At 59.5% G+C, this 13,899-nt stretch carries 9 protein-coding genes; 6 read left to right on the top strand and 3 right to left on the bottom strand.

Annotation, left to right across the window (positions count from 1 at the left end):
• Positions 1-51 precede the first annotated feature (51 nt).
• Positions 52-615: a chalcone isomerase family protein gene (locus JQ848_RS06735; protein ID WP_161720064.1), complete on the top strand. Its 564-nt coding sequence runs from the start codon at positions 52-54 to the stop codon at positions 613-615.
• A gap of 154 nt (positions 616-769) precedes the next feature.
• On the top strand, positions 770-2,068 hold the full coding sequence (tcuC, locus tag JQ848_RS06730) for an MFS transporter (RefSeq protein ID WP_202210379.1): 1,299 nt from the start codon (positions 770-772) through the stop codon (positions 2,066-2,068).
• A gap of 611 nt (positions 2,069-2,679) precedes the next feature.
• Here the strand turns inward: tcuC and JQ848_RS06725 are convergent.
• On the bottom strand, positions 2,680-4,143 hold the full coding sequence (locus JQ848_RS06725) for a glyceraldehyde-3-phosphate dehydrogenase (RefSeq protein WP_029612746.1): 1,464 nt from the start codon (positions 4,141-4,143) through the stop codon (positions 2,680-2,682).
• A gap of 286 nt (positions 4,144-4,429) precedes the next feature.
• Between JQ848_RS06725 and mfd the strand changes: the two genes are divergently transcribed.
• Entirely contained in the window at positions 4,430-7,879 is a 3,450-nt protein-coding gene (mfd, locus tag JQ848_RS06720; RefSeq protein ID WP_003446631.1) for a transcription-repair coupling factor, read from the top strand.
• Between the two features lie 11 nt (positions 7,880-7,890).
• Positions 7,891-10,593, top strand: a complete 2,703-nt coding sequence (locus JQ848_RS06715; protein WP_003446629.1) for a DEAD/DEAH box helicase — start codon at positions 7,891-7,893, stop codon at positions 10,591-10,593.
• 62 nt (positions 10,594-10,655) lie between these two features.
• Here the strand turns inward: JQ848_RS06715 and nagZ are convergent, their stop codons facing one another.
• The gene (gene nagZ / locus JQ848_RS06710; protein ID WP_177412936.1) at positions 10,656-11,654 is read right to left on the bottom strand and encodes a beta-N-acetylhexosaminidase; all 999 of its coding nucleotides are present in this window, start codon (positions 11,652-11,654) and stop codon (positions 10,656-10,658) included.
• A gap of 160 nt (positions 11,655-11,814) precedes the next feature.
• Positions 11,815-12,522, bottom strand: coding sequence for a TetR/AcrR family transcriptional regulator (locus JQ848_RS06705; protein WP_003446626.1), 708 nt, complete (start codon positions 12,520-12,522; stop codon positions 11,815-11,817).
• 254 nt (positions 12,523-12,776) lie between these two features.
• Here JQ848_RS06705 and lexA point away from each other — a divergent pair, with 254 nt between their 5' ends.
• Positions 12,777-13,385: a transcriptional repressor LexA gene (lexA, locus tag JQ848_RS06700; protein WP_003446624.1), complete on the top strand. Its 609-nt coding sequence runs from the start codon at positions 12,777-12,779 to the stop codon at positions 13,383-13,385.
• Positions 13,386-13,395: 10 nt separating this feature from the next.
• On the top strand, positions 13,396-13,869 hold the full coding sequence (sulA, locus tag JQ848_RS06695; protein ID WP_003446622.1) for an SOS-induced cell division inhibitor SulA: 474 nt from the start codon (positions 13,396-13,398) through the stop codon (positions 13,867-13,869).
• Positions 13,870-13,899: the final 30 nt, after the last annotated feature.

Here is a 13,899-nt window from a genome sequence, read left to right as displayed (position 1 = left end):
TTTCACAAAACTGGCATAACCTTTAACCACCCATCGATCAGGATTGCGTCCATGCGCCAGCTGTTGATCGTCCTGGTGCTGACTTTTAGCGCCGCAGCCCTCGCCGATGAATCCGCGCAGCTCAAACAAGCCGGCTTTGCCGCACAGTGGCAGGGAGGCTCGCAGCCCATGGAGCGCAGGGGCCAGATCGTACTGACGTATCTGTGGGCCGACATCTATGCCGCAGCACTGTTCACCCGGCCCGGCCTCACCCCGCAACAAGCGTTCGATGAACAGCGCGCCATGCGCCTGGAACTGTTCTATCTGCGCGACCTCGATCACAGCGATGTAACCCGGGCTTCTGCAGCCATTCTCAAACGCCAGCAGCCGGCAGCCACCCTCGCCCGCCTGGAACAACCGCTGAAACAACTGCAGGCCAGCTTTGGCCATATCAAACGGGGCGATCGCTACGCCCTGGACTATGACCCGCAACGCGGCCTGAACCTTGAACGCAATGGCAAAGTCATCTTCAACAGCCCTGACCCGGAGCTGGCCAAGGCCTATCTCGGCATCTGGCTCGGCCCGGACGGACTTCCTGAAAAGCTGCGCCAGACCCTGCTGGCGCATACCCCCTGAGCCATCCTGTAGTTGCAACTACAGTTGCCTACAGCAACGGATACACATATCGTTACAAAACTGTTTTGCACAACGGCACAAGCCTTGATCTTGCAGTGTGGACGAGTAAAAAACATGGATTACGCATAAAACAGATAACAGCGGGTGATTTCTGATGGGCTCCAGTACGGGCAAAGGCAAGGCGATTTTTCGCGTTGTCAGCGGTAACTTTCTCGAGATGTTCGACTTCATGGTCTTTGGCTTCTACGCCACAGCCATTGCCAAAACCTTCTTTCCGTCCGACAGCGCCTTCGCTTCATTAATGCTTGCCCTGGCTACTTTTGGCGCAGGCTTCCTGATGCGCCCGCTGGGTGCAATCTTTCTCGGCGCCTACATCGACCGTCACGGTCGGCGCAAAGGCCTGATCATTACCCTCGCCCTGATGGCCATGGGCACAGTGCTGATTGCCTGTGTGCCGGGTTATGCCACCCTGGGTGTCGCAGCCCCGTTACTGGTGTTGCTGGGGCGCTTGCTGCAAGGTTTTTCAGCGGGCGTGGAACTGGGCGGCGTTTCGGTGTACCTGGCGGAAATCGCCACCCCGGGTCGCAAAGGCTTTTTCGTTAGCTGGCAATCGGCTAGCCAGCAAGCGGCAGTGGTGTTCGCCGGCCTGCTCGGGGTTGGCCTCAACCACTGGCTGAGCCCAGAAGACATGGGTGACTGGGGCTGGCGCATCCCGTTCCTGATCGGCTGCATGATCGTGCCGGTGATCTTTGTCATCCGTAAATCGATGGAAGAAACCCCTGAGTTCGAAGCCCGAACGCATCACCCAACCCTGCGTGAAATAGTTCGTTCCATCGGTCAGAACTTCGGACTGGTGCTGGGCGGCATGGCCCTGGTGGTGATGACCACCGTGTCGTTCTACCTGATCACCGCCTACACCCCGACCTTCGGCAAGTCAGAACTGCACCTGTCGGATTTCGATGCCCTGTTGGTGACGGTGTGCATTGGCCTGTCGAACTTCTTCTGGCTGCCGGTGATGGGCGCACTGTCCGACAAGGTAGGACGTAAACCGTTGCTGCTGGGCGCGACCCTCCTGGCGATCCTGACTGCTTATCCGGCGCTGTCCTGGCTGGTGGCCAACCCGAGCTTCAGCCATCTGCTGATCGTCGAGTTGTGGTTGTCGTTCCTGTATGGCTCGTACAACGGCGCCATGGTGGTGGCCCTTACCGAAATCATGCCGGTAGAGGTGCGCACCACAGGCTTCTCCCTGGCTTATAGCCTGGCCACTGCGACCTTTGGCGGCTTTACTCCGGCGGCTTGCACCTACCTGATCCACGTACTGGACAACAAGGCGGCACCGGGCCTGTGCCTGACGGGCGCAGCGGTACTGGGCCTGATTGCCACCGTAGTGCTGTTCCGCGGCAATAAACACGAACTGCGCACCGCTCAAGCCGCAATCCCGGCTAACAGCTGAAACCATGCAGGAGCGAGCTCGCCTCGCGATGTTTTGATCTTCTAAAAGATCGCGAGACAAGCTCGCTCCTCACCGGGCCTGATTGCCACCGTAGCGCTGTTCCGCGGCAATAAACACGAACTGCGTACCGCTCAAGCCGCAATCCCGGCTAACAGCTAAAACCATGTAGGAGCGAGCTCGCCTCGCGATGTTTTGATCCTCTAAAAGATCGCGAGACAAGCTCGCTCCTACTAGTCTGGCGACTGCACCGGCCCTGATTGCCACCGCAGTGCTGTTTCGTGGCAATAAACACGAACCGCGCACCGCTCAAGCCGCAATCCCGGCTAACAGCTAAAACCATGTAGGAGCGAGCTCGCCTCGCGATCTTTTGATCTTCTAAAAGATCGCGAGACAAGCTCGCTCCTACTAGCTTGGCGACTGCACCGGGCCTGATTGCCACCGTAGTGCTGTTTCGCGGCAATAAACACGAACTGCGCACCGCTCAAGCCACAATCCCGGCTAACAGCTAAAACCATGTAGGAGCGAGCTCGCCTCGCGATGTTTTTGACAATTTTACAGCGCACACAAAAACGCCCCGAACCAGTCGGGGCGTTTTCAGTTGCGGCGGTTGCTTAGCGCGGGAACGCTGGCGGGTTGACCCCGGCCATGTCTTCCATCACGCGAACTACCTGGCAGCTGTAACCGAATTCGTTGTCGTACCACACGTACAGAACAACGCGGTTGTCATTGCAGATAGTCGCTTCAGCATCGACCACACCGGCGTGACGCGAACCTACGAAGTCAGTGGAAACCACTTCCTGGGAGTTCACGTAGTCGATTTGCTTGTGCAGATCGGAGTGCAGCGCCATGTAGCGCAGGTACTCGTTCATTTCTTCACGGGTAGCCGGCTTCTCAAGGTTCAGGTTGAGGATGGCCATCGAAACGTTTGGCGTCGGAACGCGGATCGCGTTACCGGTCAGCTTGCCGGCCAGCTCGGGCAGAGCCTTGGCAGCAGCGGTGGCAGCGCCGGTTTCGGTGATAACCATGTTCAGCGCGGCACTACGGCCACGGCGGTCGCCCTTGTGGAAGTTGTCGATCAGGTTCTGGTCGTTGGTGTACGAGTGAACCGTTTCAACGTGACCGTTGACGATGCCGAACTTGTCGTTGACAGCCTTGAGCACCGGCACGATGGCGTTGGTGGTGCAGGATGCCGCCGAAACGATCTTGTCGTCTGCGGTGATTTCGCCGTGGTTGATACCGTGAACGATGTTTTTCAGCTTGCCTTTGCCCGGTGCGGTCAACACCACACGGTCAATGCCAGGGCAAGCCAGGTGCTGGCCAAGGCCTTCGGCGTCACGCCATACACCGGTGTTGTCCACCAGCAATGCGTTCTGAATGCCGTACTGGGTGTAGTCCACTTCAGTCGGGTTCTTCGCGTAGATCACCTGGATCAGGTTGCCGTTGGCGGTGATGGTGTTGTTGACTTCATCAATAACGATGGTGCCATCGAACGGACCATGTACCGAGTCACGACGCAGCAAGCTTGCACGCTTGACCAGATCGTTTTCGGCGCCTTTGCGCACAACGATGGCACGCAGACGCAGACCGTCGCCACCACCGGTTTTTTCGATCAGGATGCGCGCCAGCAGACGGCCGATACGACCGAAGCCGTACAGCACAACGTCAGTGCCTTTACGGGCAGAAGCATTTTGCTGACCCACTACATCGGCCAGTTCTTCGCGCACGAACTGCTCGGCAGTACGGCCATTGGCTTCGGCCTTGAATTTAACGGCCAGCTTGCCCAGGTCTACCGAAGCAGCACCGAGCTTGAGCTCGCTCATTGCTTTAAGCAGAGGGAAAGTTTCGTGTACGGACAATTCGCTGTCATCGGACTGACGATGACGGGCAAAGCGATGAGCTTTGAGAATCGCGATGACTGAACGGTTGATCAGGCTGCGGCCATAGATCGAACTCACCACATTGTTATTGCGGTAGAGCTGACCGATTAGCGGGATCATCGCTTCTGCGAGTGCTTCACGGTCGATCCATTCACCAAGACACTGGTCGGGCTTCTGAGTCACGGGAACCTTCCACATGTAGGGGCTGAAAAAAGGGGCTACATTATGCAGTTGCGCCCCTGCCTGGGCAATGCACGCCTGTCACACGCCCGAACTGAAACGTTTAAGCCCCAGCAAATAAAGGTAAAAAAATTTATAACACCCTGGTTTTCATGGGTTTTCAGCCCTTGATCCTCCCCCGCGACAGCCCCATGTCCGGTATCACGCACAGAATTCCCCCCCCTTTAAAGACTGCAACTGACAGCCAGCCCCTTGGCCCGTTACAATTGCCGACTTTGTCGCAACGCTTGGAGCTCAACCTTCCGTGCCCGTCCTGCGTCTACCGAAACTCCCTGCCACTGCAGGTAAACAGCACTGGGGCAATCTGCCCGGTGCCGCCCTGAGCCTCGCAATCGCCGAAGCTGCCAGCGCCGCCCAGCGCTTCACCCTGCTCCTGACCGCCGACAGCCAAAGCGCCGAACGCCTGGAGCAGGAATTGAGGTTTTTCGCGCCCGAGTTGCCGGTGCTGCATTTTCCCGACTGGGAAACCCTGCCCTACGATCTGTTCTCGCCGCACCAGGACATCATTTCCCAGCGCATCGCCAGCCTGTACCGGTTGCCGGAACTGAGTCATGGCGTTTTGGTAGTGCCGATCACCACCGCCCTACATCGCCTGGCTCCGACCCGGTTTTTGCTGGGTAGCAGCCTGGTGCTGGATATCGGCCAGAAGCTGGACGTCGAGCAAATGCGCACCCGACTTGAGGCCAGCGGTTATCGCTGCGTCGACACGGTGTACGAACACGGCGAGTTCGCGGTACGTGGTGCCTTGATCGACCTGTTCCCGATGGGCAGCAAACTGCCCTACCGGATTGACCTGTTCGACGACGAAATCGAAACCCTGCGCACTTTCGACCCGGAAACCCAGCGTTCCATCGACAAGGTCGAATCGGTACGCTTGCTGCCGGCCCGGGAGTTTCCGCTGCAAAAAGATGCTGTAACCCGGTTCAAGGCGCGCTTTCGCGAACGCTTCGATGTGGATTTCCGCCGTTGCCCGATCTTTCAGGACCTGAGCAGCGGGATCACCCCGGCCGGTATCGAGTACTACCTGCCGCTGTTTTTCGATGAAACCTCGACCCTGTTCGACTACTTGCCGGGGGATACGCAAGTGTTCTCGCTGCCCGGTATCGAGCAGGCCGCGGAGAATTTCTGGTCTGACGTGCGCAACCGCTACGAAGAACGCCGCATCGACCCGTCCCGCCCGTTGCTGCCCCCTGCCGAGCTGTTCCTGCCGGTGGACGACTGCTTCGCCCGGCTGAAAAACTGGCCACGGGTAGTCGCCAGCCAGGACGACGTAGATACCGGCAGCAGCCGCGAGCGCTTCCCGGCCCGGCCGTTGCCGAATCTGGCGATAGAAGCCAAGGCCAATCAGCCACTGGCGGCATTGTCCGGCTTTCTAGAGCAGTTTGATGGCCGCGTGCTGTTTACCGCCGAATCTGCCGGTCGCCGCGAAGTACTGCTCGAACTGCTGGAACGTCTGAAACTTCGCCCGAAAACCGTCGAAAACTGGCCCGACTTCGTCGCCAGCAAACACCGCCTGGCCATTACCATTGCGCCGCTGGATGAAGGCCTGCTGCTGGACGACCCGGCCCTGGCCCTGATCGCCGAAAGCCCCTTGTTCGGGCAACGGGTGATGCAGCGTCGCCGTCGCGAAAAACGCGCCGACGCCAACAACGATGCAGTGATCAAAAACCTCACCGAACTGCGCGAAGGCGCACCGGTGGTGCATATCGACCACGGGGTCGGCCGCTATCAAGGGCTGGCGACGCTGGAAGTCGACAATCAGGTGGCCGAGTTTCTGACCCTGGAATACGCCGAGGGCGCCAAGCTCTACGTGCCCGTGGCCAACCTGCACCTGATTGCCCGCTACACCGGCAGCGACGATGAACTGGCACCGCTGCATCGTTTGGGCTCTGAAACCTGGCAAAAAGCCAAGCGCAAAGCCGCCGAGCAGGTCCGTGACGTGGCTGCCGAGCTGCTGGACATCTATGCCCGCCGGGCTGCCCGTGAAGGCCATGCGTTTGCCGATCCGAAGGCCGATTACGCAACTTTCAGCGCCGGCTTCCCGTTCGAGGAAACCCCGGACCAGCAAACCACCATCGAAGCCGTGCGCGCCGACATGTTGTCGCCCAAGCCAATGGACCGGCTGGTGTGTGGCGATGTGGGCTTCGGCAAAACCGAAGTGGCCATGCGCGCCGCCTTCATTGCCGTGCATGGCGGCCGTCAGGTGGCGATTCTGGTGCCCACCACCCTGCTCGCCCAGCAGCACTACAACAGCTTCCGCGACCGCTTCGCCGACTGGCCGGTAACGGTAGAGGTAATGAGCCGCTTCAAATCGGCCAAAGAAATCAACGCCGCCGTGGCCCAGCTGGCCGAAGGCAAGATCGACATCGTGATCGGCACCCACAAGTTGCTGCAGGACGACGTCAAAATCAAAAACCTCGGCCTGGTGATCATCGACGAAGAGCACCGCTTCGGGGTACGTCAGAAAGAACAGCTCAAGGCCCTGCGCAGCGAGGTCGACATTCTGACCCTCACCGCAACGCCAATCCCGCGCACCTTGAACATGGCCGTGTCCGGCATGCGCGACCTGTCGATCATTGCCACCCCGCCTGCCCGCCGCCTGTCGGTGCGCACCTTTGTCATGGAGCAGAACAACAGCACCGTCAAAGAGGCGTTGTTGCGTGAACTGTTACGCGGTGGCCAAGTTTACTACCTGCACAACGATGTCAAAACCATCGAGAAATGCGCCGCCGAACTGGCAGAGCTGGTGCCAGAAGCACGGATCGGTATCGGACACGGGCAAATGCGCGAGCGCGAACTCGAACAGGTGATGAGCGACTTCTATCACAAGCGTTTCAACGTGCTGATCGCCTCGACCATCATCGAGACCGGCATCGACGTGCCGAGCGCCAACACCATCATCATCGAGCGCGCCGACAAGTTCGGCCTGGCTCAGTTGCACCAGTTGCGCGGCCGGGTTGGACGCAGTCACCACCAGGCTTACGCCTACCTGCTGACACCCCCGCGCCAGCAAATTACCGGCGACGCGCAAAAGCGTCTGGAAGCCATCGCCAATACCCAGGACCTGGGGGCCGGCTTTGTGCTGGCCACCAATGACCTGGAAATCCGTGGTGCGGGCGAGCTGCTCGGTGACGGCCAAAGCGGCCAGATCCAGGCCGTCGGCTTTACCCTATACATGGAAATGCTCGAGCGCGCGGTGAAGTCGATCCGCAAGGGCGAACAGCCCAACCTCGACCAGCCCCTGGGCGGCGGGCCGGAAATCAACCTGCGGGTACCGGCGCTGATTCCTGAAGCCTATCTCCCGGATGTGCACACCCGGCTGATCCTCTACAAACGCATTGCCAATGCCAGCGACGAAGACGGTCTCAAGGATTTGCAGGTCGAGATGATCGACCGCTTTGGCCTGCTGCCCGAGCCAAGCAAAAATCTGGTGCGCATTACCCTGCTCAAGTTGCAGGCCGAACAACTGGGGATCAAAAAAGTCGATGCCGGCCCCCAGGGCGGACGCATCGAGTTTGCCGCGGACACCCCGGTTGACCCGCTGGTGCTGATCAAGCTGATTCAAGGCCAGCCCAACCGTTACAAATTCGAAGGCGCCACCGTGTTCAAGTTCATGGTGCCGATGGAACGTGCCGAAGAACGCTTCAACACTATTGAGGCGCTGTTTGAGCGCCTGACACCGAAGTCGCCCTGAATGAAGTACCCATGTCCGTGAGCCTGACCCCGCAACTGACCAAGCCGCTCGCACCGACCTGGGTCAGTCGCTTCAAAGAGCAAAGCCTGGAACGTGGCCGCAGCTACGCCAGGCAAAACCGCGTCAGGATTGTGCAGATCGGTGACAGCCTGATTACTGCCAGCTGTCAGGGTTCGGGCGAAAACACCTACCGCCAGACCATTGAATTGCGCGACTCGGCCAAAGGCACATTGCTGCTGGTGAGCGCCAACTGCACCTGCCCGGTGCGGGCCAATTGCAAGCACACTGCTGCCGTATTACTGAAGATTGAAGAAACCTTGAACTATCCTGCCGCCGCCCAGGACGCCGAGCTTCTGGAGAAACTCCAGGCCGTACTCGACTCGCGTCGCCCTGCCAACCTGCCCGAAGTGCTGATCGATGACGTGCAACCGGTGCCGCGCCTATGGCTGGCCAGTGCCGAGTTCAGCGCCTTTGAACCGCGCAACGGCAAGATGCAGCGTTATATCCAGCACCGCGCCGCGCTGTCGTTCAATTACCTCGAGCAATACGCCAGCGGGCAAAAAAACGCCGACATCCTGATTCGCCAGGAACACCAGACCCTGCGCATCAAACGCCAGCCGGAGGCGGAAAACGCCTTTCGCGAGCAACTGCGCACCCTGGGTTTCAAAATCGCTACCCGCCAGAGCAAGGCGCTGCCTGAAAGCGCCGGCGAGCTGTTTGAAATGGTCAACGACAGTGCCTGGCTCAACTTCACCCTCAATCAAATGCCCGGCCTGCGCGAACAGGGCTGGGAACTGCAGATCGATGAAGACTTCGGTTTTGACCTGAGCCCGGTGCAAGACTGGTACGCCAACGTCGACGAGGCCCCGGAGCACGACTGGTTCGACCTGGAACTGGGGATCATCGTCAACGGCCAGCGCCTGAGTTTGCTGCCGATCCTGTTGAACCTGATGCGCTCCCATACCGATCTGCTGAGCCCGGAAAAACTGGCCAGGCGCCGGGACGACGAACTGATTCTGGTGAACATCCCCACCACTCCCAACAGTGGCCACGGCCCGCTGCAAGTGGCTCTGCCCTATGGCCGCCTGAAACCGGTGCTGGCGACCCTGGACGAGTTTTATCTGGGAGAGCCGGGCGCCACCAGCCTGCGGATCAAAAGTGCCGACGCACCGCGGCTTAACGCCCTGGATGCATTGCCCCTGCGCTGGGAAGGCGGCGAGCACATCCGCGGCTTTGCCCAGCGCCTGCGGGATATCAAGGACTTCAGCGTCGAAGCTCCCGAGGGCCTCAACGCCAACCTGCGCCCCTACCAGCTGGAAGGCCTGAGCTGGATGCAGTCACTGCGTCAACTGGAGGTCGGGGGGATTCTTGCCGATGACATGGGGCTGGGTAAAACCCTGCAAACCCTGGCGCATATCCTCTGCGAGAAAAATGCCGGGCGCCTGGATCGCCCGGCCATGGTGGTCATGCCCACCAGCCTGATCCCCAACTGGCTCGACGAGGCGGCGCATTTCACCCCGCAGCTCAAGGTGCTGGCGCTGTATGGCGCGACGCGTAAAAAGCACTTTGAGCACCTCAACGACTATGACGTGATCCTGACCACCTATGCGCTGCTGCCCAAAGACATTGAACAGCTGGCAAAACTGCCGCTGCATGTACTGGTGCTGGATGAGGCGCAGTACATCAAGAACCCCGGCAGCAAGGCCTCACAGGCGGCCTGCGAACTGAATGCACGTCAGCGCCTGTGCCTGAGCGGCACACCGCTGGAAAACCACCTGGGCGAGCTGTGGTCACTGTTCCACTTCTTGCTGCCCGGCTGGCTGGGCGATGTCAAAACCTTCAACCGCGATTACCGGGTGCCCATCGAGCGCCAGGGCAGCGACGAGCGTTTGCAGCACCTCAATGCACGGATCAAGCCTTTTCTGTTGCGCCGCACCAAGGAGCAGGTGGCGACCGAACTGCCGCCCAAGACCGAGATCATCCACTGGGTGGATCTCAACGAAGCCCAGCGCGATGTGTACGAGACCATGCGCCTGGCCATGGACAAAAAGGTCCGCGACGAAATCACCCGCAAAGGTGTGGGTCGCAGCCAGATCATCATTCTTGAAGCCCTGCTCAAACTGCGTCAGGTGTGCTGCGACCTGCGACTGGTCAGTGACACCCCGCCGAAAAAAGGCAGCACCTCCGGCAAGCTCGACAGCCTGATGCTGATGCTTGAAGAACTGTTCGCCGAAGGCCGGCGCATCTTGCTGTTTTCGCAGTTCACTTCGATGCTCGGGCTGATCGAAGCCGAACTGCAGAAACGCAAGGTGCGCTACGCCATCCTCACCGGGCAAACCCGTGACCGTCGCGCACCGGTGAAGGACTTCCAGAGCGGCACCCTGCAAATCTTTCTGATCAGCCTGAAGGCTGGCGGCGTGGGCTTGAACCTGACCGAGGCTGACACCGTGATCCACTACGACCCGTGGTGGAACCCGGCGGCGGAAAACCAGGCGACCGACCGCGCCTACCGCATCGGCCAGGAAAAACCGGTGTTTGTGTACAAGATGATTGCCCGCGGCACCGTGGAGGAGAAAATCCAGCACTTGCAGCAGGAAAAATCGGATTTGGCCGCAGGGGTTCTGGATGGCCGCATAGCCGGAGACTGGAAACTGCAGGACGACGACATCGATGCGCTGTTTGCACCGTTGCCGCCGAAAATCGAAAAGCGCTGAAACAACGTGAATGCTGCAGGAGCAGCCGGTCGAGGCTCCTGCAGTTTTATTGCATTGGCCCTTCAATCAATCAGCTGGGCATCTCTAAGCGCACCCATCGCCACCAGCCAGCGCGGGCTCTCGCGATAGTCGGTGCTGGCCCATGCCTGGCCACGCATGCGTGCAATCCGCGGTGAAGGGGTCACCTTCAGACGCTGCGCTGCACTGAGTGCCAGCTCGGCCGCTGCCCGGTCGTTGCACACCAGGCCCATGTCGCAACCGGCCGACAGCGCCGCTTCGATACGGCTGGCAGCATCGCCGACCACATGGGCGCCGGCCATCGACAGATCGTCACTGAAGATCACGCCGTCAAACTCAAGCTCGCCGCGCAAAATATCCTGCAACCAGCGACGGGAAAATCCGGCTGGCTGGCTGTCCACTTGCGGATAGATCACATGGGCCGGCATGACTGCAGCCAGGTGCTTGCTCAACAGGGCAAATGGCACCAGGTCATGGCTGCGGATCTGCTCAAGACTGCGTTCGTCTACGGGAATCGCTACATGGGAATCGGCCTCGGCCCAGCCGTGACCGGGGAAATGCTTGCCGGTTGCAGCCATGCCCGCATCATTCATCCCGCGAATGAACGCCCCGGCCAACACTGCTGCACGCTGCGGGTCACCCTCGAATGAACGGCTACCGACCACAGCACTGCGCTGGTAATCCAGATCCAGTACCGGGGCGAAACTCAGGTCCAGCCCGACAGCCAGCACTTCGGTGGCCATGATCCAGCCACACTGTTCGGCCAGGTACTCGGCATTGGGGTTATCGGCAATTGCGCGCATGGCCGGCAGACGCACGAAGCCCTGACGCAGACGCTGAACCCGCCCGCCTTCCTGGTCGACCGCCAGCAGCAAGTCAGGACGAATGGCGCGAATCGACGCACTGAGCTCACGCACCTGGCGCGGGTGCTCGATGTTACGGGCAAAAATGATCAACCCGCCCACTTCAGGCTGGCGCAACAATTGCCGATCTTCGGCCGTCAGCCAGGTACCGGCGACGTCCACCATCAAGGAGCCTTGCAGGGCAGAACTCATGGATAATCCTTTGAATAAAAAATAGCGGACACAGGGCTACGGGCCTCACCTGAATGAGACAGCAGCGAGTCGGCAACAGGAAATGGATCAGGAACGAACATGGCAGCTAGCTTAGCGGAACTCAGCTGCCACGCCCACCCGCAGCAGGTCAAACCTTGACGCTGACCTGCGGGGTTTTGCTGCGGGGACGAAGCTGTGCGGCGGCCATTGCCGGATCAACCACGCCGCTTTCAGCACGCATGCCTGCGGCGAGGAAAGGCACCATCAGACGCATCACCTGTTCGATCGAGGTGTTTACCCCGAAGTCGGTTTCGGCAATGGCGCGCAATGCCTTGATTCCGGACATGCTGAAAGCCGCCGCGCCGAGCATGAAATGCACGCGCCAGAACAGTTCGATCGGGGGGATTTGCGGGGCGGCCTCGTTGACCAGCAACATGTAGCGGCGGAAAACCTTGCCATACATGTCTTCAAGGTAGCGCCGCAAATGCCCCTGGCTCTGACTGAATGCCAGCCCCAGCAAGCGCATGAAGATAGACAGGTCATTGCCGCTGCGGGGCTGGATTACCAGCGCCTGCTCCACCAGCATTTCCAGCAGTTCTTCAAGGGTGGGCCGATTCTCCGGCCTGGCCTGACGGCGCTCCAGTTCTCGATCGAGGTTGGCGCAAAAAGGCCCCAGAAACCGCGAAAAAACTGCCTGGATCAGCGCTTTTTTTGAACCGAAATGGTAATTGACAGCCGCAAGATTAACCCCGGCCTTGCTGGTAATCAGCCGCAATGAGGTTTCGGCAAACCCTTTTTCCGCGAACAGCTGCTCGGCAGCATCAAGGATACGTTCAACGGTTTCCGACTGGGCCATGGCTACTCCGCCTGACAAACATTTAAACAGTTGTTTGAAACATACGTTTCAGCTTGTAAAAAGTCAAGGTGACGTATTCACATTGCGACCGGGCGGTTTCGCATTTAACCACAGCCTCGGCCCGCCGGGTCGCAGCTGATAAAGTGCGCAGCCTGACAGGCGACCGTCCGGCGGACTCCTGAAAATGGATGATTGCCAATCAGCTATCACTGTATATAATCCCAGTCACTGTATAAAAAGACAGAGCGATCAACATGCTAAAACTGACGCCACGCCAAGCTGAGATCCTGGCCTTCATCAAGCGATGCCTGGATGACAACGGATATCCGCCCACCCGTGCCGAGATCGCACAGGAGCTGGGCTTCAAGTCGCCGAACGCCGCCGAAGAACACCTCAAGGCCCTTGCTCGCAAGGGTGCCATCGAGATGACCCCGGGAGCATCGCGGGGCATTCGCATCCCCGGTTTCGAAGCCAAGTCCGACGAGTCCACCCTGCCCATCATCGGCCGGGTTGCTGCCGGCGCCCCGATCCTGGCGCAGGAGCACGTCGAAGAGTCATGCAATATCAACCCGACCTTCTTCCATCCGCGCGCTGACTATTTGCTGCGGGTACAAGGCATGAGCATGAAGGACGTCGGCATCTTTGATGGCGACCTGCTTGCCGTTCATACCTGTCGCGAAGCCCGTAACGGCCAGATTGTCGTGGCCCGCATCGACGACGAAGTGACGGTAAAACGCTTCAAGCGTGAAGGTAACAAGGTCTGGCTAATCGCCGAGAACCCTGACTTCGCCCCGATTGAAGTCAACCTCAAGGACCAGGAACTGGTCATTGAAGGCTTGAGTGTCGGCGTCATTCGCCGCTAAAGGAGGCTTCATGCAGTTCCCACACACACCGCTGCCAGCACAACTCAATCTTTTCGAGGCGTTCATGGCAAAACCAATGACCCCCGCGATCAAAGACGTGCTCGATTCACCCTGGAGCGTCGAACCCGAAGCATTCAGTGAACTGTCGCTGCGCGGTGCTGCCGGAAACTGCCTGAACCTGCTTGCGCCCATGCTGCGCGAACTGAGCGAACAACCGGACGACCGCTGGCTGACACTGATAGCGCCACCCGCCAGCCTGACTCAAAGCTGGCTACGGGATGCCGGCCTCAACCGTGAACGTATTTTGCTGCTGCAGCCCAACGGCAATAAAAGCACGCTGCAACTCACCTGCGAAGCTCTGCGCCTGGGCCGAAGCCACACGGTGGTCAGCTGGATCAATCCACTGAATGCCGCAGCCCGCCAACAGCTGATTGGTGCAGCACGCACCGGTCACGGGCAAAGTTTGAATATTCGTCTGGGCTAAACAGCGGACGTTGTCACAGGGCTTTTGCTG

Source organism: Pseudomonas paraversuta, from assembly GCF_904067025.1.
GTDB lineage: Bacteria > Pseudomonadota > Gammaproteobacteria > Pseudomonadales > Pseudomonadaceae > Aquipseudomonas > Aquipseudomonas paraversuta.
This window is presented reverse-complemented; position numbering and strand designations above follow the sequence as displayed.

Bases quoted from the DNA above. Each gene is read 5' to 3' on its own strand.
- sulA (WP_003446622.1), top strand. From the start codon at position 13,396: ATGCAGTTCCCACACACACCGCTGCCAGCACAACTCAATCTTTTCGAG.
- JQ848_RS06715 (WP_003446629.1), top strand. From the start codon at position 7,891: ATGTCCGTGAGCCTGACCCCGCAACTGACCAAGCCGCTCGCACCGACC.
- lexA (WP_003446624.1), top strand. From the start codon at position 12,777: ATGCTAAAACTGACGCCACGCCAAGCTGAGATCCTGGCCTTCATCAAG.
- JQ848_RS06735 (WP_161720064.1), top strand. From the start codon at position 52: ATGCGCCAGCTGTTGATCGTCCTGGTGCTGACTTTTAGCGCCGCAGCC.
- JQ848_RS06725 (WP_029612746.1), bottom strand. From the start codon at position 4,143: ATGTGGAAGGTTCCCGTGACTCAGAAGCCCGACCAGTGTCTTGGTGAA.
- JQ848_RS06705 (WP_003446626.1), bottom strand. From the start codon at position 12,522: ATGGCCCAGTCGGAAACCGTTGAACGTATCCTTGATGCTGCCGAGCAG.
- tcuC (WP_202210379.1), top strand. From the start codon at position 770: ATGGGCTCCAGTACGGGCAAAGGCAAGGCGATTTTTCGCGTTGTCAGC.